Raw genomic sequence first — 23,435 nt, forward strand, 5'->3', positions numbered from 1 at the left:
CCTGACCAGCGAGGCAAACGGAACGTCACATACCGGCAACAGTGCGTCCGGATAGTGAACAGAGCATGGTGCCTGCCCAGTCTCCTGGCATACAAACAGCTCATGTTCTGGGTCCTTCTCCTCTTCCTGGCCTGGGCCTTCGCCGGTACGGCCTGTGCTCGCCTCTGCCTGGCGGCCGTACGCACGAACGCGTCGGACGCGCCGGACGCGCCCGACGCGCAGGTGGTCGCCGAGCGCGATCTGACGCTGTACGAGGCGGCGTTCCTCTCCGGCGGGCCCGCGCGGGTCGCCGATGTGGCCCTCGTCTCCATGGCCCGCGAGCGCCGGCTGCTGCTCGCGCACACCGGCTGGGCCACGGTCGTGGACCCCCGGGGCCGCGACGAGATCGAACGGTCCGTCATAGAAGCCATAGGACCCGGGGGGCAGTCGCGGATCGCCCCGGTGCGGAGGCGGGCGGCCGACGCGGAGGCCGTGCGCCGCCTGGCCGACGGCCTGGTGCACGCCGGGCTCGCGGTGCCCGAGTGCTCGGACACGGTGGCGTCCGCCGTCCGTCAGGTGCGCGCCGCCGCGCTCGCCGTGGCGGCGCTCGGCATCACGGCCCTGCTGCTGCCCGGCGACACCGGGACACCGCGCCCGCTGCTGGGCGCGTGGTTCGCGCTGCCCCTCATACTGACGCTGGGCAGCCTGGCCATCGCCCGGTTCGAGGTGCACCCCTACTCGCCCTGGGCCTCCCCCGCCGGGCAGCGGCTGCTGCGCGCGCTGACCGGCAAGCCGGCCGGGGACGAGCGGTCGTTCCTCACCTCCGTCGCCGTACGGGGCATCCACGCGATCGGCGAGCCCGAGCTGCGCGCGGCCTTCACCCACCGCGACCAGCCCTTGCGCGAGTGACCGGAGGCATCCGGAACCCGGCGGCCCGGCAGACGCCGGGGGCGCACAGGGGGCATTGACACCGACACCGGCCGGGCGGTCCTTGCCTTCCCCCACGGCCGTACCAAATATCCCTTGTGTTCGCGCCGGGCCGTGGCAGCCGTGCCACCGCCGCCGCGCACCGGAGGGATACGCGATGAGAGCTGCCGCCCTTTACTCGGCCGCCGGGTCCTTGCTGCTGACCGCCCTGGGCGCGGCCCCGGCGGGCGGCACCCCGGGCACCCCCGGCATCCCCGGCACCCCGCGGGCCTCTCATGCCCCGCACGCCCCGCATGCCCCGGCGGCCCCCGGCACGGCCGAACTGCGCGGCACCGTGGTGGCCGCGGCCCGCGCCCGGGCGACCGGGATCGACTTCGGCCCCTGCCCGGCGGCCGAGGTGCCGGGGGCGCCGGCCGGTGTGCGGTGCGGCACGGTGAGCGTCCCGCTGGACTACGCCCACCCCGACGGCAAACAGATCCGACTGACCGTCAGCCGGGCCCGGGCCACGCAGAAGGACCCGCACAACAGCAAGCGGAAGGTCCCCCGGCAGGGCGCCCTGGTCTTCAACCCGGGTGGCCCCGGCGCCTCCGGCATGTACTTCCCGCTGATCGGCACGGTTCCGGGCTGGCAGCGGATCGGTGCCGTCTACGACCTGGTCGGCTACGCGCCGCGCGGGGTGGGCCGCTCGGCGCCGCTGTCCTGCGAGGACCCGAAACGCTTCCTCAAGGCACCCACCGAGGCGCCGGTACACCCCTCCGAGGCGTACAAGCGGGAGCGCGTCGCGCGGGCGCGGGCGTACGCGCGCGGCTGCGCCCAGCGGTCCGGGAGCCGGCTGCGCCACTACACGTCGCTGAACAACGCCCGGGACCTGGACGTGCTGCGGGCCGCGCTGGGCGAGGACCGGCTGACCTTCATGGGCGCCTCGTACGGCACCTACTTCGGCGCGCTGTACGCGGCGATGTTCCCCTCCCACGTGCGGCGCATGGTGCTGGACGCGGCGGTGGACCCGGACCCCGAGAAGATCTGGTACCGCAGCAACCTGGAGCAGTCGGCGGCGTTCGAGGACCGCTGGGCGGACTTCCGGGACTGGATCGCCCGGCACGACGACGTGTACCGGCTCGGTACCACGTCAGCGCGGGTGCAGCGCGGCTACGACATCGCGCGCGAGCGGCTCGCCGGGAAGGCGGCGGGCGGGAAGGTGGGCCCCGGCCAGCTGCACAACGCGTTCCTGACCGCCGGGTACTACGAGGACCACTGGCCGAGCCGGGCCGCGGCCCTGTCGGCCTATCTGCACGGTGACCCGGAGCCGCTGGTCCGGCTGGCCGCGCCGCGCCCGGAGACGGCCGCCGAGGCGGAGAACGCGTCGGCCGTGTACACCGCCGTCGAGTGCAACGACGCGCCCTGGCCGACGGACTGGGCGGTGTGGGACCGCGACAACACCCGCCTCGCCCGGGTGGCGCCCTTCGAGACCTGGGACAACGCCTGGACGAACCTGCCGTGCGCCTTCTGGCCGGCGCCCCGGCAGCAGCCGCCGGACGTGCGGACCGGGCCGGGCGAGCTGCCGCCGGTGCTGATCCTGGCGGCCGAGCGGGACGCCGCGGCGCCGTACCAGGGGGCGCTGTCGATGAACCGGCGGCTGGCCGGGTCCGTGCTGGTGACGGAGCGGGACGCGGGCACGCACGGGATCGCGGGCGGGCCCAACGCCTGCGTCAACGGGCACCTGTACGCGTACCTGCTGGAGGGCCGGGTGCCGGCCCGGCACGCGTCGTGCGCACCGCGCCGGCCTCCGGCGGCCCGGCCGGGTAAGGGCGCCTGATGGGGTGCCCTGTCATGCCCGTCGGGCGGGTGCGGGACGTCGTGGCTTTCTCGCGCCCACGCGGCGGAGCCGCATTTCGATACAGCCCCGCGCCCCTTCGGGGGCGTTCTACGCCAGCCCTGCCACCAGGTCGCCGATGTCCTTGCGGCGGCCCGTGAAGAACGGGACTTCCTCGCGGACGTGCATGCGGGCCTCGGAGCCGCGCAGGTGGCGCATGAGGTCGACGATGCGGTACAGCTCGTCGGCCTCGAAGGCGAGGATCCACTCGTAGTCGCCGAGGGAGAACGAGGCGACCGTGTTGGCGCGCACGTCCGGGTAGCCGCGGGCCATCTTGCCGTGGTCGGCGAGCATCCGGCGGCGGTCCTCGTCGGGCAGCAGGTACCAGTCGTAGGAGCGCACGAACGGGTAGACGCTGACGTAGTTCCGGGGCGTCTCGTCGGCGAGGAACGCCGGGATGTGCGAGCGGTTGAACTCCGCCGGGCGGTGCAGCGCCATGTTCGACCAGACCGGCTCCAGCGCGCGGCCCAGCTTGGTGCGGCGGAAGAGGTTGTACGCCTCCTGGAGCTGGTCGCTGGTCTCGGCGTGCCACCAGATCATGAGGTCGGCGTCGGCGCGCAGACCGGAGACGTCGTAGGTGCCGCGGACCGTGACGTCCTTGGCGGCGAGCTGGTCGAACAGCTCCTGGACCTCGTCGGCGTATCCCGCGCGGTCCGCCGGCAGGGCGTCCTTCAGCTTGAAGACCGACCACAGGGTGTAGCGGATGACCTCGTTGAGGTCCTTGGCCAGCTTGCCCTTGTTCGGGATCCTGCCGGACTCGGTGATGGGGGCGTCGTCACTCATGGTCCCTATTCTCCCGCTCCGCCGTGCAGGCTCTGCACCGGGTTGGCCGTCAGCTCCCGGACGCCCCCGTCGTCGCCCGCCAGCCGGTCCACCGCGGCGTAGGCGCTCGCGATGCACGCCGGGATGCCGACGCCGTCGTACTGGGCGCCGCACACCGCGAGCCCCGGGAGCTTGGCGACGTGCTCGCGGACGCGGGCCACGCGCGCGTGGTGCCCGACGGGGTACTGGGGCAGGCCGTCGGTCCAGCGGGTGACCCTGGTCTCCAGCGGGACGGCGTCCAGGCCGGTGGCCTCCCGCAGGTCGTGCCGGGATACCTCCACCAGGCCGGCGTCGTCCCGGCCGAGGATCTCCGTCTCGCCGTAGCGGCCCACGGAGGTGCGCAGGACCAGCACGTCCGGGTCCTCCTCGGCGATCCAGCCCCACTTGCGGGAGGCGAAGGTGGACGCCTTGATGGTGCGGCCGTCGACGGGCGGCACGAGGAAGCCGCTGCCCTCGGGCAGGCGCGCGTCGGCGCGCCGGTAGGCGAGGGTGACCAGGGCCATGGAGGCGTACTCGACGGCGGCCAGCTCGGCGGCGGCCCCCGGGACCTCCGCGCGCAGCAGCCGGGCGGCGGCCGGGGCGGGTACGGCGACCACCACCGCGTCGGCGCGCAGCACGCGCTCGCCCGCGGTGATCCGCCAGCCGTCCGGCTCCCGGCGCAGTTCGCGGGCGGGGGCGTTGGTGAGGATCTCGCCGCCGCGGGCGCGCACCGACTCGGCGACCGCGAGCGGCAGCCGCCCGATGCCGCCGGCGATGCCCATGAAGACCGGCCCGGCCTGCTGGTTCGCGGCGGCCTTCGCCTGGATCTCGCGGACGCCCTCGGTGAGGGAGGTGTGGGCGCGGGCGGCCTGGAAGAGCTGCGGGACGGCCGAGCGCATCGAGATGCGGTAGGCGTCGCCCGCGTACACCCCGCCCAGCAGCGGTTCCACGAGGCGGTCGACGACCTCGCGGCCGAGCCGGGCCGCCACGTACGCGCCGACGGCCACGTCGTCGCCGGTCTCGGTGCGGGGCAGGTCGGCGTCACGCTCGATGCGGGCCAGGCCCTCGGCGGAGAGGACGCCGGAGAGCGCGGCGGCGGTGCCGGGGACGCCCATCACATGGCCCTTGGGCATGGGGCGCAGGGCACCCCGGGTCCAGATCGAGGCGGTCGCGGTGGCCGGCGGCTGGAGCGATGCGCCGAGGCCCGCCTCGCGCGCGAGGGTCACCGCTTCCGGGCGGCGGGCCAGCATGGACTCGGCGCCGAGGTCGACGCGGACGCCGGCGATCTCGCCGGGCAGCAGCTTGCCGCCGACCCGGTCGCCGGCCTCCAGCACCGTCACGCGCGCGCCGCGCCCCAGCAGCCGGTGCGCGGCGGCCAGCCCGGCGATGCCGGCCCCGATGACGACGACGTGCCCCAGGCCCCTACCCGTTGTGCTCATGTTCCCCACTCTCTCAGACCCCACTGACACTCCGGCCGGGGCCCGGTGTCCGGCCGGCGGGGGCCGGACCGGCCGCACCCCGTAGCGTGTTCCCATGAGCATCGCTGGCGGCAGACAACGGCTGGTCGTGATCGGGGGCGACGCCGCGGGCATGTCCGCGGCCTCGCAGGCGCGGCGGCTGCGGGGTCCCGGGGAGCTGGAGATCGTGGCGTTCGAGCGCGGCCACTTCACCTCCTTCTCGGCGTGCGGCATCCCGTACTGGGTGGGCGGCCAGGTCCCGGAGCGGGACCGGCTGATCGCGCGGACGGCGAAGGAGCACCGCGCGCGGGACATCGACCTGCGGATGCGCACGGAGATCACGGAGATCGACGTGGCCGGGCAGCGGGTACGCGCGCGTGACGTCGATTCCGGCGCCGAGTACTGGACACCGTACGACAAGCTGGTCATCGCCACCGGTGCCCGGCCGGTCCGCCCGGACCTGCCCGGCGTGGACGCCCCCGGGGTGCACGGGGTGCAGACGCTCGACGACGGCCAGGCGCTGCTGGACACCCTGGCCGGCACGCGGGGCCGCAGGGCGGTGGTCGTGGGCGCCGGCTACATCGGGGTCGAGATGGCCGAGGCGCTGATCCGCCGGGGTTTCGAGGTGACGGTCGTCAACCGGGGCCGGGAGCCGATGTCGACGCTGGACCCGGACATGGGCCGGTTGGTGCACCGGGCCATGGAGGGGCTCGGCATCACCATGGTCGGCGACGCCGAGGTGACCGAGGTGCTCACCGGCGCGGACGGCCGGGTGCGGGCGGTGGCCACGCGGGACGCCGAGTTCCCGGCGGACGTGGTGGTCCTCGGCATCGGCGTCCGCCCGGAGACCGCCCTCGCCCGGGCGGCCGGGCTGCCGCTCGGCGCCCACGGCGGGCTGCTCACCGATCTGGCGATGCGGGTGCGCGGGCAGGAGAACGTCTGGGCGGGCGGCGACTGCGTGGAGGTGCTGAACCTGGTCTCCGGACAGCTGCAGTACGTTCCGCTCGGCACCCATGCCAACAAGCACGGCCAGGTCATCGGCACCAACGCGGGCGGCGGCTACGCCACTTTTCCGGGTGTCGTCGGCACGGCGGTGAGCAAGGTGTGCGACCTGGAGATCGCCCGCACCGGCCTGCGGGAGAAGGACGCCCGCCGGGCGGGCCTGCGGTACGAGACGGTCACCATCGAGTCGACCAGCCGCGCCGGCTACTACCCGGGGGCCGCCCCCATGACGGTGAAGATGCTCGCCGAGGCCCGTACGGGACGGCTGCTGGGCGTGCAGATCGTCGGCCGGGAGGGAGCGGGCAAGCGGGTGGACATCGCGGCGGTGGCACTCACCGCGCGGATGACCGTGGAGGAGATGACGGCCCTGGACCTGGGGTACGCCCCGCCGTTCTCACCGGTGTGGGACCCGGTGCTGGTGGCCGCGCGGAAGGCCGCCTCGAAGGTGCGGCCGGGCTGACCCGCGGCGGCCGGACCCGCCGACGGCGGACGCGCTGATAGCCTGGCCGGATCGCGGGCACTACTTGTGTGTGGTCATCCCCGTCCATGACGTGAACCCGGTGCGCCGCACCCCCTGGGTGACGTACGCGCTCATCGCCGCCAATGTGCTGGTGTTCGTCACCATGCCCGGCATGGCCGGTTCCGTGACCGGCGGCACCAAGCTGGCGCAGCTGTGCGATCTGCAGGCGTTCCTGGACCGTTACGCGGCGGTCCCCCGGGAGCTCGTCCACGATCAGCTGCCCCGGCTGGTGCCGACCGGGGAGGTCGGGGTGGGCCCGCAGGGGCCGGGGTGCGTAGTGGCGCCGCCCGGCTACGACAAGTCGCCGCCGCTGTCGGTGTTCACCGCGATGTTCCTGCACGGCGGCTGGCCGCACCTGCTGGGGAACATGCTGTTCCTGCTGATCTTCGGCAACAACGTCGAGGACCGGATGGGCCACATCCGTTTCTTCCTCTTCTACGTGGTGTGCGGCTACGCGGCCGGGTACGGCTTCGCGCTGCTCAACGCCGCCTCCGCCGACCCGCTGATCGGCGCGTCGGGGGCGATCGCCGGAGTGCTCGGCGCCTATCTGGTGCTGTATCCGCGGGCCAGGGTGTGGGTGCTGGTGCCGTTCCTGGTCTTCCTGCCGCTCAGGCTGCCCGCCTGGCTGGTGCTCGGGTTCTGGTTCGGGCTCCAGGCGGTGTACTCCTCCGGGCTCGGGGTGTCCGGAGCGGGCACGGTGGCGTACGCGGCGCACGTGGTCGGCTTCGTGGCGGGCATGCTGCTCGCCTGGCCGCTCAAGCCCGGCACACCACCGCCGCCGGAGCCGCCCGGCCTGCTGTTCGGCAGGCGCGCGCGGCCCCGTTACACCTGGTGAGTCAGCGCGCGCTCGCGGTGTGGACGTACTCCGTGAGCCGGGTCAGCGCGTCCGGGTCGGTGTTCGGCATGACGCCGTGGCCGAGGTTGAAGACGTGCCCCTCCAGCCCTGCGGCGGCGTCCAGCACCTCCTGGGCCTTGGCCTCGACGGTGTCCTTGTCGGTGAACAGCACGGTCGGGTCCAGGTTGCCCTGGAGGGCCTTGCCCGGGCCGACGCGGCGGGCGGCCTCGTCCAGCGGGACGCGCCAGTCGACGCCGACGACATCCGCGCCTGCCTCGCCCAGGAGCTTCAGCAGCTCGCCGGTGCCGACGCCGAAGTGGATGCGCGGGACGCCGTACCCGGCGACCGCGTCGAAGACCTTCGCGGAGGCCGGCATGACCGAGCGCCGGTAGTCCGCCGGGGCCAGCGCGCCGGCCCAGGAGTCGAAGAGCTGGACGGCGCTGGCGCCGGCCTCGATCTGCACCTTCAGGAAGGCGGCCGTGATGTCGGCGAGGCGGTCGAGCAGGTCGGCCCACAGCTCGGGGTCGCCGTACATCATGGCCTTGGCGTTCTCGTACGTGCGCGAGGGGCCGCCTTCGACCAGATAGCTCGCCAGGGTGAAGGGCGCGCCCGCGAAGCCGATCAGCGGGGTGGCGCCCAGCTCGCGGGTGAGCATGCCGATGGCCTCGGTGACGTACGGAACGTCCTCGGGGGCGAGGTCGCGCAGCCGGGCCAGGTCGGCGCGGGTGCGGACGGGCTGCTCGACGACCGGGCCGACGCCGGGCTTGATGTCCAGGTCGAGACCGATGGCCTTGAGCGGGACGACGATGTCGCTGAAGTAGATCGCCGCGTCCACGCCGTGCCGGCGCACCGGCTGGAGGGTGATCTCGGTGACCAGCTCGGGCCGCATGCAGGACTCCAGCATGGGCACGCCCTCGCGCACCTTGCGGTACTCGGGCAGGGAGCGGCCGGCCTGGCGCATGAACCACACGGGGGTGTGCGGCACGGGTTCACGCCGGCACGCCTTGAGGAACGCGCTGTCGTACGTGGCTGCGGGCCCCTGGCCCGTGAAGGTGTCGTTCGCGGTCACGGGGCAAGTCTCGCATGACACCGGGGAGCGGTGGCGCGGGGTGTCTTGCCCTGCGCGACGGCCCGCTTCCCCTTACTCTTCCCCGCATGGCTGCGGCTCAGGGACGACTGTCGGACGGCGCTGACGGAATGGACGACGCGGAGGACACCGCTCAGGCGCGGGCGGGCGGCGGGCTGCCGCCGGCGTTCCGCGCCGCGGTCGACGCGCTGCGGGCGGCGCGACCGCGGCCGCAGGTCGAGGTGGAGCCGACGCCCGCCCCGCAGCGGCTCGCCCCGTACGCGTACGCGCTGGAGGCGGTGGTGGTCGACGGCGAGCAGGAGCTGGCCGACGGGCGTCTGGTGCTGCTGCACGACCCGGACGGGCATGACGCGTGGCAGGGCACGTTCCGGCTGGTGACGCTGGTGCGGGCGGAGCTGGAGCCGGAGATGGCGGCCGATCCGCTGCTGCCGGAGGTGTGCTGGTCGTGGCTGACCGGGGCGCTCCAGGCCCGCGGGCTGGCCTACGGCGAGCCGAGCGGCACGATCACGCGGGCGGGTTCGCACTATTTCGGCGGGCTGGCGGAGCGGCCCGCGGCCTCGCAGATCGAGATCCGCGCCTCCTGGACGCCTCGGGAGGGGCTGGGCGGGGTGCCGGACACCGCCGCGCATCTGACCTCCTGGTGCGATCTGCTGGCGCAGGTCGCGGGCCTGCCGCCGGCCGGTCCCGGGGACGCGTCGGTGGTGACGCTGCCGCAGCGCCGGGGCCCGCAGTCCCGCTGAGCGGGCGCCCGCCACACCGATTTCGCGGTTCCGCCGAGCGGCCGGGACCGGTCCGCGTCCGCGGCCTGCCCAGGTGCCCGCGCCGATCCGCATCCGCGGCCTGCCCGGAGACCTGCTCCGGTCCGCAATCCCGCCGAGGGGTGGTCATGAAACGCCGTATTGACCATCTCTTTGTCGATACGGCCACTTTCCGCACTCGAATCGCACTCGCTCGAACCGACTCGATCTTCGGTTGATCGATCGTGTGTCCGAAGCGCACGGATTGTTACTCACTAGATCGTGATCACTCCCTAAAGGCGGACGAGTTTGCTGCCGAAGACGACTGTGACCTTGAAAGCACGGTTCGTCCCGGCTTCATCCCCACAAGCCGGCCCCGTCCCCCCACCCAGGAGGCCTGGTGTCCGTTCTCCTTGAGCAACCCGCAAGCCTGGTCGCCTACCGCCCGAACAAGCCGACCGCCATGGTGGTCGTGGCCGACCCGCGTGTCCGTTCCACCGTCACCCGCCATCTGTGGGCGCTCGGCGTGCGCGATGTCATCGAAGCCTCGTCCATCGCGGAGGCTCGTCCCCGCATCGGCAACCCGCGCGACATCTGCGTCGCCGACGTCCACCTCCCTGACGGCTCCGGCCTCACCCTGCTGTCCGAGACCCGGGCCGCGGGCTGGCCCAACGGACTGGCGCTCTCCGCCGCCGACGACATCGGCGCGGTCCGCAACGCGCTGGCCGGCGGCGTCAAGGGCTACGTCGTCACCGGCACCCGTACCAACATCGGGCTCCCCACCCGTCCCGGCGCCGCTCCCCTCGGTGCCGCCGCCCGTATGCACCGCCGCCCCCCGGGTGCCCCGAGCCACCCGGGCGGCTACCGGGAGCTGTCCGGACGCGAGGTCGAGGTGCTGCGGCTGGTCGCGGAGGGCCAGTCGAACAAGGCGATCGGCGTGTCCATGGGTTTGTCCGCCCTCACCGTCAAGAGCCACCTGGCCCGCATCGCCCGCAAGCTGGGCACCGGCGACCGGGCCGGCATGGTGGCCGTCGCCCTGCGCACCGGGATCATCCACTGAGCCCACCGGATGCCCCCTTCGGCGCAATTCCCGTTCACCCCGGCGAACCGGCGGCGGCCCGCCGCTGACCGGTTTACGACCCTGCCGCGCCCGTCGACGGAACGTTCCGTCGACGGGCGCGGTGTGCGCACGGATACCCTTGACAGGTGACCGACGCCCAAGACACCGCAGCAGACAGCTCCCTGCGCACCACCGGAGGCACTCCTCCGGACGACGCCGGATCTTCTGTGACGGGGGCGCCGACTCCATTGCTCGAACCGCGCGAGGGCATTCCGCCCGTGATCGCCGAAGCGGCGGACCTCGCCCGGGTGACGGCCGCCTTCGCCGCCGGCTCCGGCCCGGTCGCCGTGGACGCCGAGCGCGCCTCCGGCTACCGCTACGGCCAGCGCGCCTACCTGGTGCAGCTGCGCCGCGAGGGCGCCGGGACCGCGCTCATCGACCCCGTCGCCTGCCCCGACCTGTCCGGACTCGGCGCGGCCCTGTCCGACGCCGAGTGGGTGCTGCACGCGGCCACCCAGGACCTGCCCTGCCTGCGCGAGATAGGCATGGTCCCGGCCCGCCTGTTCGACACCGAGCTGGCCGGGCGGCTGGCCGGTTTCCCCCGGGTCGGCCTCGGCGCCATGGTCGAGGGCGTCCTCGGCTACGTCCTGGAGAAGGGCCACTCCGCCGTCGACTGGTCGACCCGCCCGCTGCCCGAGCCGTGGCTGCGCTACGCCGCGCTCGACGTCGAGCTGCTCGTCGACCTGCGGGACGCCCTGGAGAAGGAGCTGGACCGGCAGGGCAAGCTGGAGTGGGCCCTCCAGGAGTTCGACGCGATCGCGACGGCGCCGCCGCCCGAGCCCCGCAAGGACCCCTGGCGTCGTACGTCCGGGATGCACAAGGTGCGCCGCCGGCGGCAGCTCGCCGTGGTCCGGGAGCTGTGGCAGACCCGGGACCGGATCGCCCAGCGCCGGGACGTCTCGCCGGGCAAGGTGCTGAGCGACGCGGCCATCGTGGAGGCCGCGCTCGCCCTGCCGGGCAATGTGCACGCCCTCGCCGCGCTGAACGGCTTCGGGCACCGGATGGGCCGGCGGCAGCTGGAGCAGTGGCAGGCCGCGGTGGACCGCGCCAGGGCGCTGCCGGAGACCGCGCTGCCGCAGCCGGGGCAGCCGGTGGCGGGACCGCCGCCGCCCCGGGCGTGGGCCGACAAGGACCCGGCCGCGGCGGCCCGGCTGTCCGCCGCGCGGGCCGGGGTGTCCTCCCTCGCCGAGCGGGTCACCATGCCGCAGGAGAACGTGATCTCCCCGGACACGGTGCGCAGGATCTGCTGGGAGCCGCCGAAGGTGGTGGACGCCGCTTCCGTGGCGGCCGCGCTGGCCGGGTACGGCGCGCGTCCGTGGCAGATCGAGCTGGTGACGCCGGTGCTGGTGGACGCGCTGGTGACCAAGGGGGCGTAGGCGCGTGGAGATTTCCAGGCTGCCGGCCGAGGCCCGCGAGCGGCGCAGCGCGGAGATACGGGCGTTCCTCCGCTCGCGGCGCGCACGGCTGACCCCCGCGGACGTGGGAATGGCGGCCGGCGGCGGGCGCCGTACGCCGGGCCTGCGGCGCGAGGAGGTCGCGGTGCTCGCCGGGGTCGGGGTCTCCTGGTACACGTGGCTGGAACAGGGGCGCGACATCAACGTGTCGGCCGACGTGCTGGACGCCGTCGCCCGCGTGCTGCGGCTGGACGCCGCCGAGCGTGAGCACCTGTACCTGCTGGCCGGGCTGAACCCGCCGCAGGCCCGGCCCGCCGAACGGGCGGTACCGGCCGGGATCCGCCGGGTCGTCGACGGCTGGCTGCCGCGGCCGGCGTACGTCATCGACCGGCACTGGAAGCTGATCGCCGTCAACCGGGCCGCCCGGCTGGTCTTCGGCTACGAGGAGTCGGCCCACAGCTGTCTGGTCAGCTTCTTCACCAGCGCGCACTTCCGCGCCTCGCTGTGCGGCTGGGAGGACGCGGCGCGGCAGATCGTCGGCCAGTTCCGCGCGGACGCCGCGCGTTACCCCGACGATCCGGAGTTCGGCCGGCTGGCCCAGGACATGTGCGCGGCCAGTCCCGCGTTCGCCGCGGTCTGGGCGGAACACCCGGTGGGGGCCGCGACCGAGGGAATCAAGTCGCTGCGGCACCCCGGGGCGGGCGAGCTGACCTTCGACTACACGATGCTGCCCGTCTCCGATCTGCCCGGCGCGCGTCTGCTGCTGTACACCCCGGCGGAGGGAACGCCGACCGAGAGCCGCCTGGCCGGCCTGCTGGCGGCGGACGTAGAGCCTCCCGCGCCCGCCTGGGCACCGGTCCCTGCCACGTAGCGGCCCCGCCCCTCCTGAGCTGCCCTTCGCCGCGGGCATGCGGCGAAGGTGGTGGTGACAGACCCAGGCTCAGGCGACACTGCCACGGCCGTCCGCGCCGCCCGAGGATCACTGCCATGCAGCGATTCACGAACAAGACGGCCTTGATCACCGGCGGGACCAGCGGCATGGGCCTCGCCACGGCGCGGCGGCTCCTGGACGAGGGCGCCTACGTCGTCATCACCGGACGTGACCGGGCGCGCCTGGACGCGGCGGTCGCCCGGCTCGACGCGGTGGACGACCGGGTGCTCGCCGTCCGGGCCGACGTGGCCTCCCTGTCCGACCTCGACGCGCTGATGCGCCGGATCGAGACCTGGCGCGGCACCCTGGACGCGGTCTTCGCCAACGCCGGGACCGGCGTTTTCAAGCCGACCACGGAGATCACCGAGGAGGACTTCGACCGGACCGTCGACGTCAACTTCAAGGGCGTCTTCTTCACCGTGCAGAAGGCACTGCGGCTGATGCCGCGCGGTGGCGCCGTCGTCATCAACGCCTCCTGGACCCTGCACCGCGGGCTGCCCGTCGCATCGGTCTACTCCGCCGGCAAGGCGGCGGTGCACAACCTCGCCCGCACGCTGGGCTCCGACCTGGCCGCTCGCGGTATCCGCGTCAACTCCGTCAGCCCCGGTTACATCGACACGGCGATGTGGCGGGAGGCCAACCCGCACCCGGACGCCGAAGCCCGCGACTCGGCCCTGGTGCCGCTCGGTTCGCTCGGTCACCCCGACGACGTCGCCGCGGCCGTCGCCTTCCTGGCCTCCGACGACGCCGCGTACATCACCGGTCAGGATCTGGTCGTCGACGGCGGCCTCGTCGGATCGGTGCCGGCCGCATGAGCGCGGCGCAGGACACCCTGCCCCGGCGGGCGGACGCGCGACGGGGAGCGGCGGCCGTGCTGGTCGCCGTCCTCCTGGCCCTGCTGGTGCTGCCGACATCGGTGACCGGCTCGGGCGTGGCGCTGCCGGCCATCGGGCGGGACAGCGGCGCGTCGCTCGCGGCGTCGCAATGGGTGGTGCACGGCTACAACCTCACCTTCGCCGGCTTGCTGCTGGCCTGCGGCTCGCTGGCCGACCGCTGGGGCAGGCGGAGGGTGTTCGGCGGGGGTGCCGCCCTCTTCACGGTGGCGTCCGCGGTGAGCGCGGCGGCACCCGGCATCCTGGTGCTCGACCTGGCGCGTGCCCTGGCCGGGGTCGGCGCGGCCGCGCTGCTGACCAGTGGCAGTTCCCTGATCGGCGAGACGTTCGACGGCCGGGCACGCGGCCGCGCGTTCGGGGCGGTCGGCATCACGACGGGCGCCGGGCTCGCGCTCGGCGCGATGGTGGCCGGGGCGGTGACCGACACCCTCGGCTGGCGCGCCTTCTTCGGGCTGCACGCGGTGCTCATGGCCCTGGTGTGGTGCACGGTGCCCCTCCTGCCCCGGGGTGACGCGGACGGCCCCCGCCCGGCCGGGGCCGACTGGCCCGGTACCGCCACCTTCTCCGGCGGGCTGTTCCTGCTGACGCTCGGCACGGTGGAGGGGCCCCAACGGGGCTGGGGCAGCGGCGAGGTGCTGGGCCTGCTGGCCGGATCGGTGGTGCTGCTCGCGGCCTTCGCACTGGTGGAGTCGCGGGTACGGCATCCGATGCTGGACCTGCGCCTGCTGCGCAACGGCCGGTTCATGGCGCTGTGCCTGATACCCGTCGTGGCCACCTTGTCGTTCGTGATCCTGCTGCCCCTGCTTCCCAACTACCTCGTGGTGGCGGGCGGTTACTCCAGTCGTGCGGCGGGCGGCGTCATGCTGCTGATGACACTGCCGATCCTGGTGGGCCCGCTGCTGGCGACCTGGCTGCTGCGGCGCGGACTGGCGCTGCGGGGCGTGTTCGGGCTGAGCCTGCTGTGTCTGACCGTGGGGGTGGGGTGGCTCGCCTCCGCGCTCGAACCGGGGCTGACACCCGGGGCACTGGCCGGCCCCCTGATCACCCTGGGGGTCGGGCTGGGCCTCAACTTCGGGCTGGTGGACGGGGCGGTCCTGGACGTGGTGGCGCCCGAGACCACCGGCGCGGCCGCGGGCTTCCTCAACACCCTGCGGCTCGGCAGCGAGGCCCTGGCGATCGCCGCCGCGAGCGCCGCCCTCGTCAACCTCGTACGAAAGCCCTTCGACACGGGGCTGAAGGGGTTCCCGTCGTACGACGGCGGCTCGGGCACCCTCGCCAACAGCGTCAACGCCGGGGATCTCGCCGGCCCGCTCGCCGGGCTGCCCGCCCCCGCGCGGCCCGGCTTCACCTCCCTCGTGACCCACGGCCTCACCGACGCCTGGCAGACGGTGCTGTGGACGAGCACGGCCGGGTGCGCGGTGCTCTCGGTCGTGATCTGCCTCCTGCTGGGCGGACGCGAACGGGGTTCGACGGCTCCCCCGGAGGTGTGACGTTCACCGCTCCCCCGTACAGGGCTGTGCAGCCACGTTACTCATAAGTAGCATGGGGCTGAGCGCGCGCTCAGCGCAACGCAGCAGTGCCATCCCGCATCTGGAGGAGAGCCATCGTGCCTCGTACCGTCAGGGACGTCGTCTTCGTCGACGGCGTCCGCACCCCGTTCGGCAAGGCGGGCCCGAAGGGCATCTACCACGAGACCCGCGCCGACGACCTCGTCGTGAAGGCGATCCGGGAGCTGCTGCGCCGCAACCCCGGCCTGGACCCGAAGAAGATCGACGAGGTCGCCATCGCCGCGACCACGCAGATCGGCGACCAGGGCCTGACCCTCGGCCGCACGGCCGGCATCCTCGCGGGCCTGCCGCAGTCCGTGCCCGGCTACTCGATCGACCGCATGTGCGCCGGCGCGCTGACCGCCGTGACCACCACCGCCGGTTCGATCGCGTTCGGTGCCTACGACGCCGTCATCGCCGGCGGTGTCGAGCACATGGGCCGGCACCCGATGGGCGAGGGCGTCGACCCCAACCCGCGGTTCGTCTCCGAGAAGCTGGTCGACGAGTCCGCCCTCTTCATGGGCATGACCGCGGAGAACCTGCACGACCGGTACCCGACGATCACCAAGCTGCGCGCCGACGAGTACGCGGTGCGCTCGCAGGAGAAGGCCGCCAAGGCGTACGCCAACGGCAAGATCCAGGCCGACCTGGTGCCGATCTCGGTGCGCCGCACCAACCCGGAGGGCGGCGAGACCGGCTGGGGCCTGGTCACCGCCGACGAGCCGATGCGCCCGGGCACCACGCTGGAGAACCTGGCGAACCTGAAGACGCCGTTCCGCGTGCACGGCCGGGTCACCGCGGGCAACGCGGCCGGGCTGAACGACGGCGCCACCGCGTCGATCATCGCGAGCGAGGACTTCGCCCGCGAGAACGGCCTGCCGGTCAAGATGCGCCTGGTGTCGTACGCCTTCGCGGGCGTCGAGCCGGAGGTCATGGGCTACGGCCCGATCCCGGCCACGGAGAAGGCCCTCGCCAAGGCGGGCCTGTCCATCTCCGACATCGGCCTGTTCGAGATCAACGAGGCCTTCGCCGTCCAGGTCCTGGCCTTCCTGGAGCACTACGGCATCGCCGACGACGACGCGCGCGTCAACCAGTACGGCGGCGCCATCGCCTTCGGCCACCCGCTGGCCTCCTCCGGCGTCCGGCTGATGACGCAGCTGGCCCGCCAGTTCGAGGAGCAGCCGCACGTCCGCTACGGCCTGACCACCATGTGCGTCGGCTTCGGCATGGGCGCGACGGTCATCTGGGAGAACCCGCACTTCGAGGGGGACAAGTGAGCACCACCGCCGAGCTTCTGCAGCAGGCCTCGGACCTGTTCCCCGACGAGGTCGTCACCAGCGCGCACGTACGCCACTTCGACCTGCCCTTCGGCGCGGGCCGGTTCGCGCTGATCACGCTGGACAACGGCCTGGACCACACCAAGCCGACCACCTTCGGCCCGGCCTCGCTGGCGAACCTGAACACCGCCATCGACCAGGTCGAGAAGGAGGCGGCCGAGGGCGCGATCGTCGGTGCCGGCATCACCGGCAAGCCGTTCATCTTCGCCGTCGGCGCCGACCTCAAGGGCGTCGAGCTGCTGAAGGAACACGAGCACGCGCTCGCCATCGGCAAGGGCGGCCACGAGGTCTTCAAGCGACTGTCGAAGCTGGCCGTGCCGACCTTCGCGTACTACAACGGCGCGGCCATGGGCGGCGGCGTCGAGGTCGGTCTGCACTGCTCCTACCGGACCGTCTCCAAGGCGATCCCGGCGTTCTCGCTGCCCGAGGTCTTCCTCGGCCTGGTCCCCGGCTGGGGCGGCTGCACCCTGCTGCCGAACCTGATCGGCGCCGACAAGGCCGTCTCGGTCATCATCGAGAACTCGCTGAACCAGAACAAGCAGCTCAAGGGGCAGCAGGTCTTCGACCTCGGGATCGCCGACGCGATCTTCGAGGGCGCCGACTTCCTGGAGCAGTCCCTGATCTGGACGGCCCAGGTCCTCAAGGGCGACATCACCGTGGAGCGCCCGGTGATCGACCGCGGTGAGGCCTGGGACCAGGCCGTCGCCAAGGGCCGGTTCATCGCCGACGGCAAGGTGCACGGCGCGGCCCCGGCCGCCTACCGCGCCCTGGACATCATCGCCGCCGCCAAGGACGGCGACCTCCAGCAGGGCTTCGACGCCGAGGACCAGGCCCTCGCCGACCTGATCATGGGCGGTGAACTGCGCGCCGGCATCTACGCGTTCAACCTCGTCCAGAAGCGCGGCAAGCGTCCGGCCGGCGCCCCGGACAAGAACCTGGCCCGCCCGGTCACCAAGGTCGGTGTCGTCGGCGCCGGTCTGATGGCCTCCCAGCTCGCCCTGCTGTTCCTGCGCCGCCTGGAGGTGCCGGTCGTGCTGACCGACATCGACCAGGAGCGCGTCGACAAGGGCGTTGCTTACGTCCACGCCGAGATCGACAAGCTGCTCGCCAAGGGCCGCGTCAACCAGGACAAGGCCAACCGCCTCAAGGCGCTGGTCACCGGTGTCCTGGACAAGGCCGAGGGCTTCGCGGACGCGGACTTCGTCATCGAAGCCGTGTTCGAGGAGATCGGCGTCAAGCAGCAGGTGTTCGCGGAGGTCGAGGCGGTCGCCCCGGCGCACGCCATCCTCGCCACCAACACCTCCTCGCTGTCCGTGACGGAGATGGCGTCGAAGCTGAAGCACCCCGAGCGGGTCGTCGGCTTCCACTTCTTCAACCCGGTGGCCGTCCTGCCGCTGCTGGAGATCGTCCGCGGCGAGCAGACCGACGACGCCTCCCTCGCGACCGCGTTCGCCGTCGCCAAGAAGCTGAAGAAGACCGCGGTGCTGGTCAAGGACGCCCCGGCGTTCGTCGTGAACCGCATCCTGACCCGCTTCATGGGCGAGATCCAGAACGTCATCGACGAGGGCACCCCGGTCGAGGTCGCCGAGAAGGCCGTCGAGCCGCTCGGCCTGCCGATGTCCCCGCTGGTGCTGCTGGAGCTGGTCGGCCCCGCGATCGGCCTGCACGTCTCCGAGACGCTGCACGGCGCGTTCCCGGACCGCTTCAAGGTCTCCCCGAACCTCAAGGCGGTCGTCGAGGCCGGCAAGCGCGGCTTCTACGTCTACGACAGCGGCAAGCCGGAGCTGGACCCGGAGGTCGCCGCGCTGCTCAAGCAGGGCGACACGGTCCTGACCGAGGAGCAGGTGCGGGCGCGGGTGCTGGACGCGGTGGCGCAGGAGATCGGGCTCATGCTCGACGAGGGCGTCGTCGCCGAGGCCCAGGACATCGACCTGTGCCTGATCACGGGCGCCGGCTGGCCCTTCCACCTGGGCGGCGTCACGCCGTACCTGGACCGCGAGGGCGTCTCCGAGCGGGTGAACGGCAAGAAGTTCCTGGCCCCGGGCGTGGCGAGCGTCCCGGCGTAACCCCGTACGACGTGTGAAGGGCCCCCGCCTCGGCGGGGGCCCTTCCGCGTGCTCAGGCTTGCCGCCACGCCTCCAGCGCCAGTCCCGGCTCGTCCTTGCGGCGGGTCAGCAGGAGCTGTCCCGTCGAGGGGGACAGCGTGGCCGCCACCACCCGGCCGGTCTCGTCCGTCGCGAGGGACACCAGCGCGTCCAGCGGCAGTTCGGGGCCCGACTCGGTCCACCACGCCCCCGCCGACTCCTGCTCGGTCGGATAGGCGGCGAAGGCGACCCGGCGGCTCGCCGTCCGCTGGGCCAGCAGCGTGCAGTCGTAGCCGTCCAGCTCGCAGCGGACCGCCGAGACCGGGCCGGGGCCCGCCGCGGGCAGCAGCGTGGCCGGCTTGCCGCCGGGCCGCCAGGCGCACAGGGTGTCGTCGGCGTCGGTGTAGAAGACCGTCGTGCTGTCCGGGGAGGTGACCAGGGCGCGCAGGGTGCCCGGACGGACCGGGGTGGTGAGGGACTCCTGGAGCACGGGCACGGCGCCCGGCGACTCCTGACGCCAGTACAGCAGGCCCTGCGGGACGGCCGCGTACAGCTCCACCGTGCCGGACGCCGTGGTGACCGCGGCCGGCTGGTCGTGCACCTCGCTGCCCCCCAGGTCCCGCCAGGGGCCCCAGCCGCCCTTCTCCTTCTGGCCGAGCATGCTCACGCCGCCGCCCTTGTTCCGGACGAACACGTGGGCGCGGCCTTGCGCGTCGACCGTGACCGCGGGGGTGCCGGTGCGCTCGCCGGTCTTGTCCGGGTGGCCGATCGGCTGCCAGTCCAGGGCGGCCAGGTGCGGGCGGAAGTGCGTGGAGTGCACCAGGCCGGACTCGCCCTTGACGGTGGGCCGCCAGGAGACCAGGTGGGCATAGCGGTCGGTGCCCTGGCCGATCGCCAGGACGGGGTGCAGTTTCTGGTCGCCGCCCATCCTGCGGGGGGCGGACCAGGGGCCGCCGGGGCCGCGCTCCGCCCGGCACAGGACGGCGTCGCCCGACAGCTGGTACACACTGAGCCGGCCGTCTCGGCCGCGAAGGAGCCAGTCGCCGTTCACCGGTTCACTTTAAGCCGCCCCGTACCGGTCACGGGGCACGGCCCCCGGGGTCGGGCCATGGGACCCTTGCGGTATGACCGGTCCCCTCGACACCCCGCCCTCCCCCACCCCGCCGCTCGTCATCGTGGACGGCGCGAACGTCGTCGGGTCGCGGCCCGACGGCTGGTGGAAGGACCGCAGGGGGGCGGCCGAGCGGCTGCGGGACCGGTTGGCGGGCGAGGGCCTGCCCGGGCACCCGGGGCCGGTGGAGATCGTGCTCGTGGTCGAGGGCGCGGCCCGGGGCGTGGCCTCGGTGCCGGGCGTACGGGTGGAGTCGGCGCCGGGCAGCGGGGACGACCGCGTCGTGGAACTGGCCGCCGCCAGCCCCGGCCGCCCCCGCCTGGTGGTGACCGCCGACCGCGAGCTGCGCCGCCGGGTGACCGAACTGGGCGCGCGGGTGGCGGGACCGCGTACGGTCCTGGGCTGAGCCACACCGACGGCGGCCCCGGCCGGCCGCCGGAATGCGCTGCCACCGAAGCCCCGACGGCCGGCGGGGGCCGCGCACCGGGAACCGCAGCCGCCACGACGCTCCGCGGGGCCGGTCGCCGAGTGCCACCCCGCCACGCACCACACCCGGCCCCCGCCGGGCCCCCGCGCCACGCGAGTCACGGCCGACGGGGCCCACAGCCCACCCCGACGGCCGACGGGAGCCGCGCGCCGGGAGTCGGCCCGCCCTGCGCCGCGCCGCGTGCCCGCTACGATTCCGCGCCCGGCCGTGCCGTCGCGCGGGCGTACAGGACCGCGCCGTCCACGCGGGCGACCTCCGTGTAGTCGCTCGCGAGCAGGCGGCGCAGGGTGGGCAGGCGGGCGGGGGCGTACGGCTTGCCGCGGGAGTCGTCGGCGATCAGGGCGGGGGCGTGCGCCGCCAGCTCCCGGCGGAAGACGGACCAGGCGCCGGGCACGGCGTACGCCTCGCCGACCCGGGAGCCGTCCCGGCCGCCGCTGTAGTTGGTGAGCAGCCCCGCGGTGAGGTAGCGGGTGGCGGGGGTGCGGCCGGCCAGCCAGTACGTCTCGGGGTGCATCCCCCACACCAGGACCCGGTCGCCGGGTGCCGTGCGGTGGGCGAGGGCCGCCGCCAGCCGCTCGGCGTGCGCGAGTTCGGGGCGCGGGGCGACGAGGCCCCAGCCGACGAAGAGGGCGCAGGCGCAGCAGGAGGTGAGGACGGCGGCCAGGCGCCGCTGCCCGGGCCGGGTGTGCAGCGCGGCGGTGGCCAGCAGGGCGAGCGGCGGGAGGAGTTGCAGGTAGTAGTGGCCGAAGAAGTGGCAGCCGAGGGTCACGGCGACGGCCGAGGAGGCGAGCCACAGCCACAGCCAGGGCCACGGCTCGGCCGCCCGGGCGCGGGCGTCGCGCAAGGCCCGCGCGACCGGCGCCAGCAGCCCCGCCGAGGCCGCCGCGACAAGCGCGGTGTTGGCCAGGGCGCGGCCGAGGACGTGGGTCACGGAGCCGGAGACGGTGGCGTAGGCGGCGGAGCCGGTCACCGTCCAGAACACGAAGCCGCCGGGGTCCGTCAGCAGCGCGGCGCCGAGCACGGGGGCGGCGCACCCGGCCGCGAGCCGGGGCAGGCCCGCCCGGACGGCGCCGCGCCGGTGGAGCAGCCAGAGCACCGGCAGCAGGACGGCACCGCCGGTCTGCTTGGTCAGGAACGCGGCGGCGACGGCGGTGCCGGCCGCGCCCCAGCGGCCCCGGTCCGCGCACCACACGGCGGCGGCCGTCCAGGGCAGCATGAACACCTCGAAACCGGCGGCCTGCGCGTCCTCCGGGTTGAGCCCCACCGACACCAGCAGATACAGCACCCCGGCGGTGCGACCCGCCTTGTCGCCCCAGTGGCGGCGGGCCAGGGAGGCCAGCAGCACGGCGGTGAGCAGCTGGGCGAGGACGGCGAGGATCCGCAGCGGGGTCAGGGAGCCGGAGCCGCACAGCGCGAACGCGGCCTCGTACAGCCAGGGCAGCAGCGGCGGTTTGCGGTCCACCACCGTGTCGTAGAGCTGCCCGCCCTGGGCCAGCAGCCGGGCTTCGACGGCGAGGTAGCCCTCGTCGGGGTTCCACAGCGGGCGGACGAAGGAGGGGATGCGGGTGACGCAGGCCAGCGCGGCCAGCAGGGGCAGCAGCCGCCCCCAGTACGCCGTCCGGGTGATCGCGGTCCGGGCGGGGGCGAGTGGGGCGGCGAGCATGGGCAGCACGCTATCCGGACCCCTGGCGCCGAGTGCCACAGGACGTGCGGGGCCGGGAGTGTCGCCGCCGGTCAGGCGGGCGGGCGCGGGCTCTCGCCGGCCGGGGGGTGCCCGCGCGGGGCGAGCCGGCTGTGCGAGCGGCCGTAGAGGAAGTAGACGACGAACCCGATCAGCATCCAGACGGCGAACCGCAGCCAGGTCTCCGCGGGCAGGTTCAGCATCAGCCACAGCGAGGCGAGCACCGACAGCACCGGGACCAGCGGGACCAGCGGGGTGCGGAAGGCCCGGGGCAGGTCGGGGCGGGTGCGGCGCAGGATGATCACGCTGAGCGCCACGATGGCGAAGGCGAAGAGGGTGCCGATGTTCACCAGCTCGGCCAGTTCGCTGAGGCTGGTGAAGCCCGCCACGACCGCGATGACGACGCCGAGCAGGATGGTCGACCGGTAGGGGGTGCGGTACTTCGGGTGGGTCTGGGAGAAGAACCGGGGCAGCAGCCCGTCGCGGCTCATCGCGAAGAACACCCGGGACTGGCCGAGCAGCAGGATCATGCACACGGTGGTCAGGCCGACCGCGGCGCCGAAGCTGATCAGGCCCGCGAACCAGGGGTGCCCGGTGGCCTTGAACGCGTCGGCGAGGGGCGCCTCGACGGACAGCGAGCTGTACTTCTGCATGCCGGTGACGACGATCGACACGGCGACGTACAGGGCGGTGCAGATGACCAGGGAGCCCAGGATGCCGCGCGGGACGTCGCGCTGCGGATTGCGGGTCTCCTCGGCGGCGGTGGCGACGACGTCGAAGCCGATGAAGGCGAAGAAGACCACGGAGGCGGCGGTGAAGATGCCCATGACCCCGAAGTGCGAGGGGGCCCACCCGAAGATCAGCTGGACCAGGGGGGCCTTGAGGCTGCCGCCGGCCGCGACGGGCTGCTCCTCGGGGATGAACGGGTCGTAGTTGGCGCCCTTGACGAAGAAGGCGCCCGCGATGATCACGATGAGGACGACGGCCACCTTGATCCCGACGACCACCGAGGTGACCCGGGCGGACACCTTCATGCCGACGACGAGGATGGCGGTGAGCAGCAGCACGAGGGCGGCGGCGAGGATGTCGAAGCCGAAGCCGGTGGCGCCGTCCCGCCCGCCGAGCGCCTCGGGCAGGTGCCAGCCCCAGTTGTCGAGCAGCGAGTGGATGTAGCCGGACCAGCCGACCGCTACCACCGCCGTGCCGAGCGCCAGCTCCAGCACCAGGTCCCAGCCGATGATCCAGGCGGGGAGTTCGCCGAGCGAGGCGTAGGAGAAGGTGTAGGCGGAGCCCGCGACCGGGACGGTGGAGGCGAACTCGGCGTAGCAGAGGGCGGCGAGCGCGCAGACGGCGCCGGCGATGACGAAGGACAGCGAGACCGCGGGACCGGCGGTGTTCTTCGCCGCCGTGCCGGTGAGGACGAAGATGCCGGTGCCGATGATGACGCCGACGCCGAAGACGGTCAGGTCCAGGGCGGACAGTGACTTCTTGAGCGCGTGCTCGGGTTCCTCGGTGTCCTGGATGGACTGCTCGACGTTCTTCGTCCGGAACAGCGTGCTGCTCACGAACCCACCTCCCACGCTTGCCGGCCTCGACATGATCGAGAGGGCCGGTGGTGCGGTTTGCCCCGGC

Annotated in this window: 19 protein-coding genes; 13 read left to right on the forward strand and 6 right to left on the reverse strand. The window is 73.7% G+C overall.

The window, feature by feature from the left end; translation table 11 throughout:
• Positions 1 to 102 precede the first annotated feature (102 nt).
• Both Srubr_RS21590 and Srubr_RS21595 read left to right on the forward strand, forming a co-directional pair.
• The gene (locus Srubr_RS21590; RefSeq protein WP_189990125.1) at positions 103 to 888 is read left to right on the forward strand and encodes a TIGR04222 domain-containing membrane protein; all 786 of its coding nucleotides are present in this window, start codon (positions 103 to 105) and stop codon (positions 886 to 888) included.
• Positions 889 to 1,063: 175 nt separating this feature from the next.
• A complete protein-coding gene (locus Srubr_RS21595) occupies positions 1,064 to 2,722 on the forward strand; it encodes an alpha/beta hydrolase (RefSeq protein ID WP_189990123.1) in 1,659 nt (552 codons plus the stop codon).
• 108 nt (positions 2,723 to 2,830) lie between these two features.
• On the opposite strand, the gene hemQ is transcribed toward Srubr_RS21595, so the two are convergent.
• Entirely contained in the window at positions 2,831 to 3,562 is a 732-nt protein-coding gene (gene hemQ, locus Srubr_RS21600; RefSeq protein WP_189990121.1) for a hydrogen peroxide-dependent heme synthase, read from the reverse strand.
• A 5-nt stretch (positions 3,563 to 3,567) separates the two neighbouring features.
• A complete protein-coding gene (gene hemG / locus Srubr_RS21605) occupies positions 3,568 to 5,019 on the reverse strand; it encodes a protoporphyrinogen oxidase (RefSeq protein ID WP_189990119.1) in 1,452 nt (483 codons plus the stop codon).
• Between the two features lie 94 nt (positions 5,020 to 5,113).
• Between hemG and Srubr_RS21610 the strand changes: the two genes are divergently transcribed.
• Together Srubr_RS21610 and Srubr_RS21615 are read left to right on the forward strand one after the other, a co-directional pair.
• The gene (locus Srubr_RS21610; RefSeq protein ID WP_189990117.1) at positions 5,114 to 6,499 is read left to right on the forward strand and encodes an FAD-dependent oxidoreductase; all 1,386 of its coding nucleotides are present in this window, start codon (positions 5,114 to 5,116) and stop codon (positions 6,497 to 6,499) included.
• Positions 6,500 to 6,569: 70 nt separating this feature from the next.
• On the forward strand, positions 6,570 to 7,394 hold the full coding sequence (locus Srubr_RS21615; RefSeq protein WP_189990115.1) for a rhomboid family intramembrane serine protease: 825 nt from the start codon (positions 6,570 to 6,572) through the stop codon (positions 7,392 to 7,394).
• Between the two features lies 1 nt (position 7,395).
• On the opposite strand, the gene hemE is transcribed toward Srubr_RS21615, so the two are convergent.
• Complete coding sequence (gene hemE / locus Srubr_RS21620) at positions 7,396 to 8,463, reverse strand: uroporphyrinogen decarboxylase (RefSeq protein WP_189990114.1); 1,068 nt, start codon at positions 8,461 to 8,463, stop codon at positions 7,396 to 7,398.
• 86 nt (positions 8,464 to 8,549) lie between these two features.
• Here hemE and Srubr_RS21625 point away from each other — a divergent pair, with 86 nt between their 5' ends.
• From Srubr_RS21625 to Srubr_RS21660, 8 genes are all read left to right on the forward strand, one after another.
• The gene (locus tag Srubr_RS21625; RefSeq protein WP_189990111.1) at positions 8,550 to 9,221 is read left to right on the forward strand and encodes a DUF3000 domain-containing protein; all 672 of its coding nucleotides are present in this window, start codon (positions 8,550 to 8,552) and stop codon (positions 9,219 to 9,221) included.
• Positions 9,222 to 9,618: 397 nt separating this feature from the next.
• Positions 9,619 to 10,278: a response regulator transcription factor gene (locus Srubr_RS21630; RefSeq protein ID WP_030777669.1), complete on the forward strand. Its 660-nt coding sequence runs from the start codon at positions 9,619 to 9,621 to the stop codon at positions 10,276 to 10,278.
• Between the two features lie 146 nt (positions 10,279 to 10,424).
• Complete coding sequence (locus tag Srubr_RS21635) at positions 10,425 to 11,714, forward strand: ribonuclease D (protein WP_189990109.1); 1,290 nt, start codon at positions 10,425 to 10,427, stop codon at positions 11,712 to 11,714.
• 4 nt (positions 11,715 to 11,718) lie between these two features.
• Positions 11,719 to 12,603 carry a helix-turn-helix transcriptional regulator gene (locus Srubr_RS21640; protein WP_229926442.1) on the forward strand — a complete coding sequence of 295 codons (885 nt, stop codon included), beginning with the start codon at positions 11,719 to 11,721 and terminating at the stop codon, positions 12,601 to 12,603.
• A 116-nt stretch (positions 12,604 to 12,719) separates the two neighbouring features.
• A complete protein-coding gene (locus tag Srubr_RS21645; RefSeq protein WP_189990106.1) occupies positions 12,720 to 13,478 on the forward strand; it encodes an SDR family NAD(P)-dependent oxidoreductase in 759 nt (252 codons plus the stop codon).
• Complete coding sequence (locus tag Srubr_RS21650) at positions 13,475 to 15,046, forward strand: MFS transporter (RefSeq protein WP_189990104.1); 1,572 nt, start codon at positions 13,475 to 13,477, stop codon at positions 15,044 to 15,046. The genes Srubr_RS21645 and Srubr_RS21650 overlap by 4 nt, the downstream gene beginning before the upstream one ends.
• 116 nt (positions 15,047 to 15,162) lie before the next feature.
• A complete protein-coding gene (locus Srubr_RS21655; RefSeq protein ID WP_189990101.1) occupies positions 15,163 to 16,380 on the forward strand; it encodes a thiolase family protein in 1,218 nt (405 codons plus the stop codon).
• The gene (locus Srubr_RS21660) at positions 16,377 to 18,506 is read left to right on the forward strand and encodes a 3-hydroxyacyl-CoA dehydrogenase NAD-binding domain-containing protein (RefSeq protein WP_189990097.1); all 2,130 of its coding nucleotides are present in this window, start codon (positions 16,377 to 16,379) and stop codon (positions 18,504 to 18,506) included. Before Srubr_RS21655 ends, Srubr_RS21660 begins: the two co-directional genes overlap by 4 nt.
• Positions 18,507 to 18,558: 52 nt before the next feature.
• On the opposite strand, the gene Srubr_RS21665 is transcribed toward Srubr_RS21660, so the two are convergent.
• On the reverse strand, positions 18,559 to 19,575 hold the full coding sequence (locus Srubr_RS21665) for a PLL family lectin (RefSeq protein WP_189990094.1): 1,017 nt from the start codon (positions 19,573 to 19,575) through the stop codon (positions 18,559 to 18,561).
• A gap of 73 nt (positions 19,576 to 19,648) precedes the next feature.
• Between Srubr_RS21665 and Srubr_RS21670 the strand changes: the two genes are divergently transcribed.
• Positions 19,649 to 20,041, forward strand: coding sequence for a PIN domain-containing protein (locus Srubr_RS21670; RefSeq protein WP_189990091.1), 393 nt, complete (start codon positions 19,649 to 19,651; stop codon positions 20,039 to 20,041).
• Positions 20,042 to 20,309: 268 nt separating this feature from the next.
• Here Srubr_RS21670 and Srubr_RS21675 read toward each other — a convergent pair whose 3' ends face one another.
• Both Srubr_RS21675 and Srubr_RS21680 read right to left on the reverse strand, forming a co-directional pair.
• Positions 20,310 to 21,785, reverse strand: a complete 1,476-nt coding sequence (locus Srubr_RS21675; RefSeq protein ID WP_189990089.1) for an ArnT family glycosyltransferase — start codon at positions 21,783 to 21,785, stop codon at positions 20,310 to 20,312.
• Between the two features lie 71 nt (positions 21,786 to 21,856).
• Positions 21,857 to 23,368, reverse strand: coding sequence for an amino acid permease (locus tag Srubr_RS21680; protein ID WP_189990086.1), 1,512 nt, complete (start codon positions 23,366 to 23,368; stop codon positions 21,857 to 21,859).
• Positions 23,369 to 23,435: the final 67 nt, after the last annotated feature.

The sequence above is a fragment of the Streptomyces rubradiris genome (assembly GCF_016860525.1).
Lineage (GTDB): Bacteria > Actinomycetota > Actinomycetes > Streptomycetales > Streptomycetaceae > Streptomyces > Streptomyces rubradiris.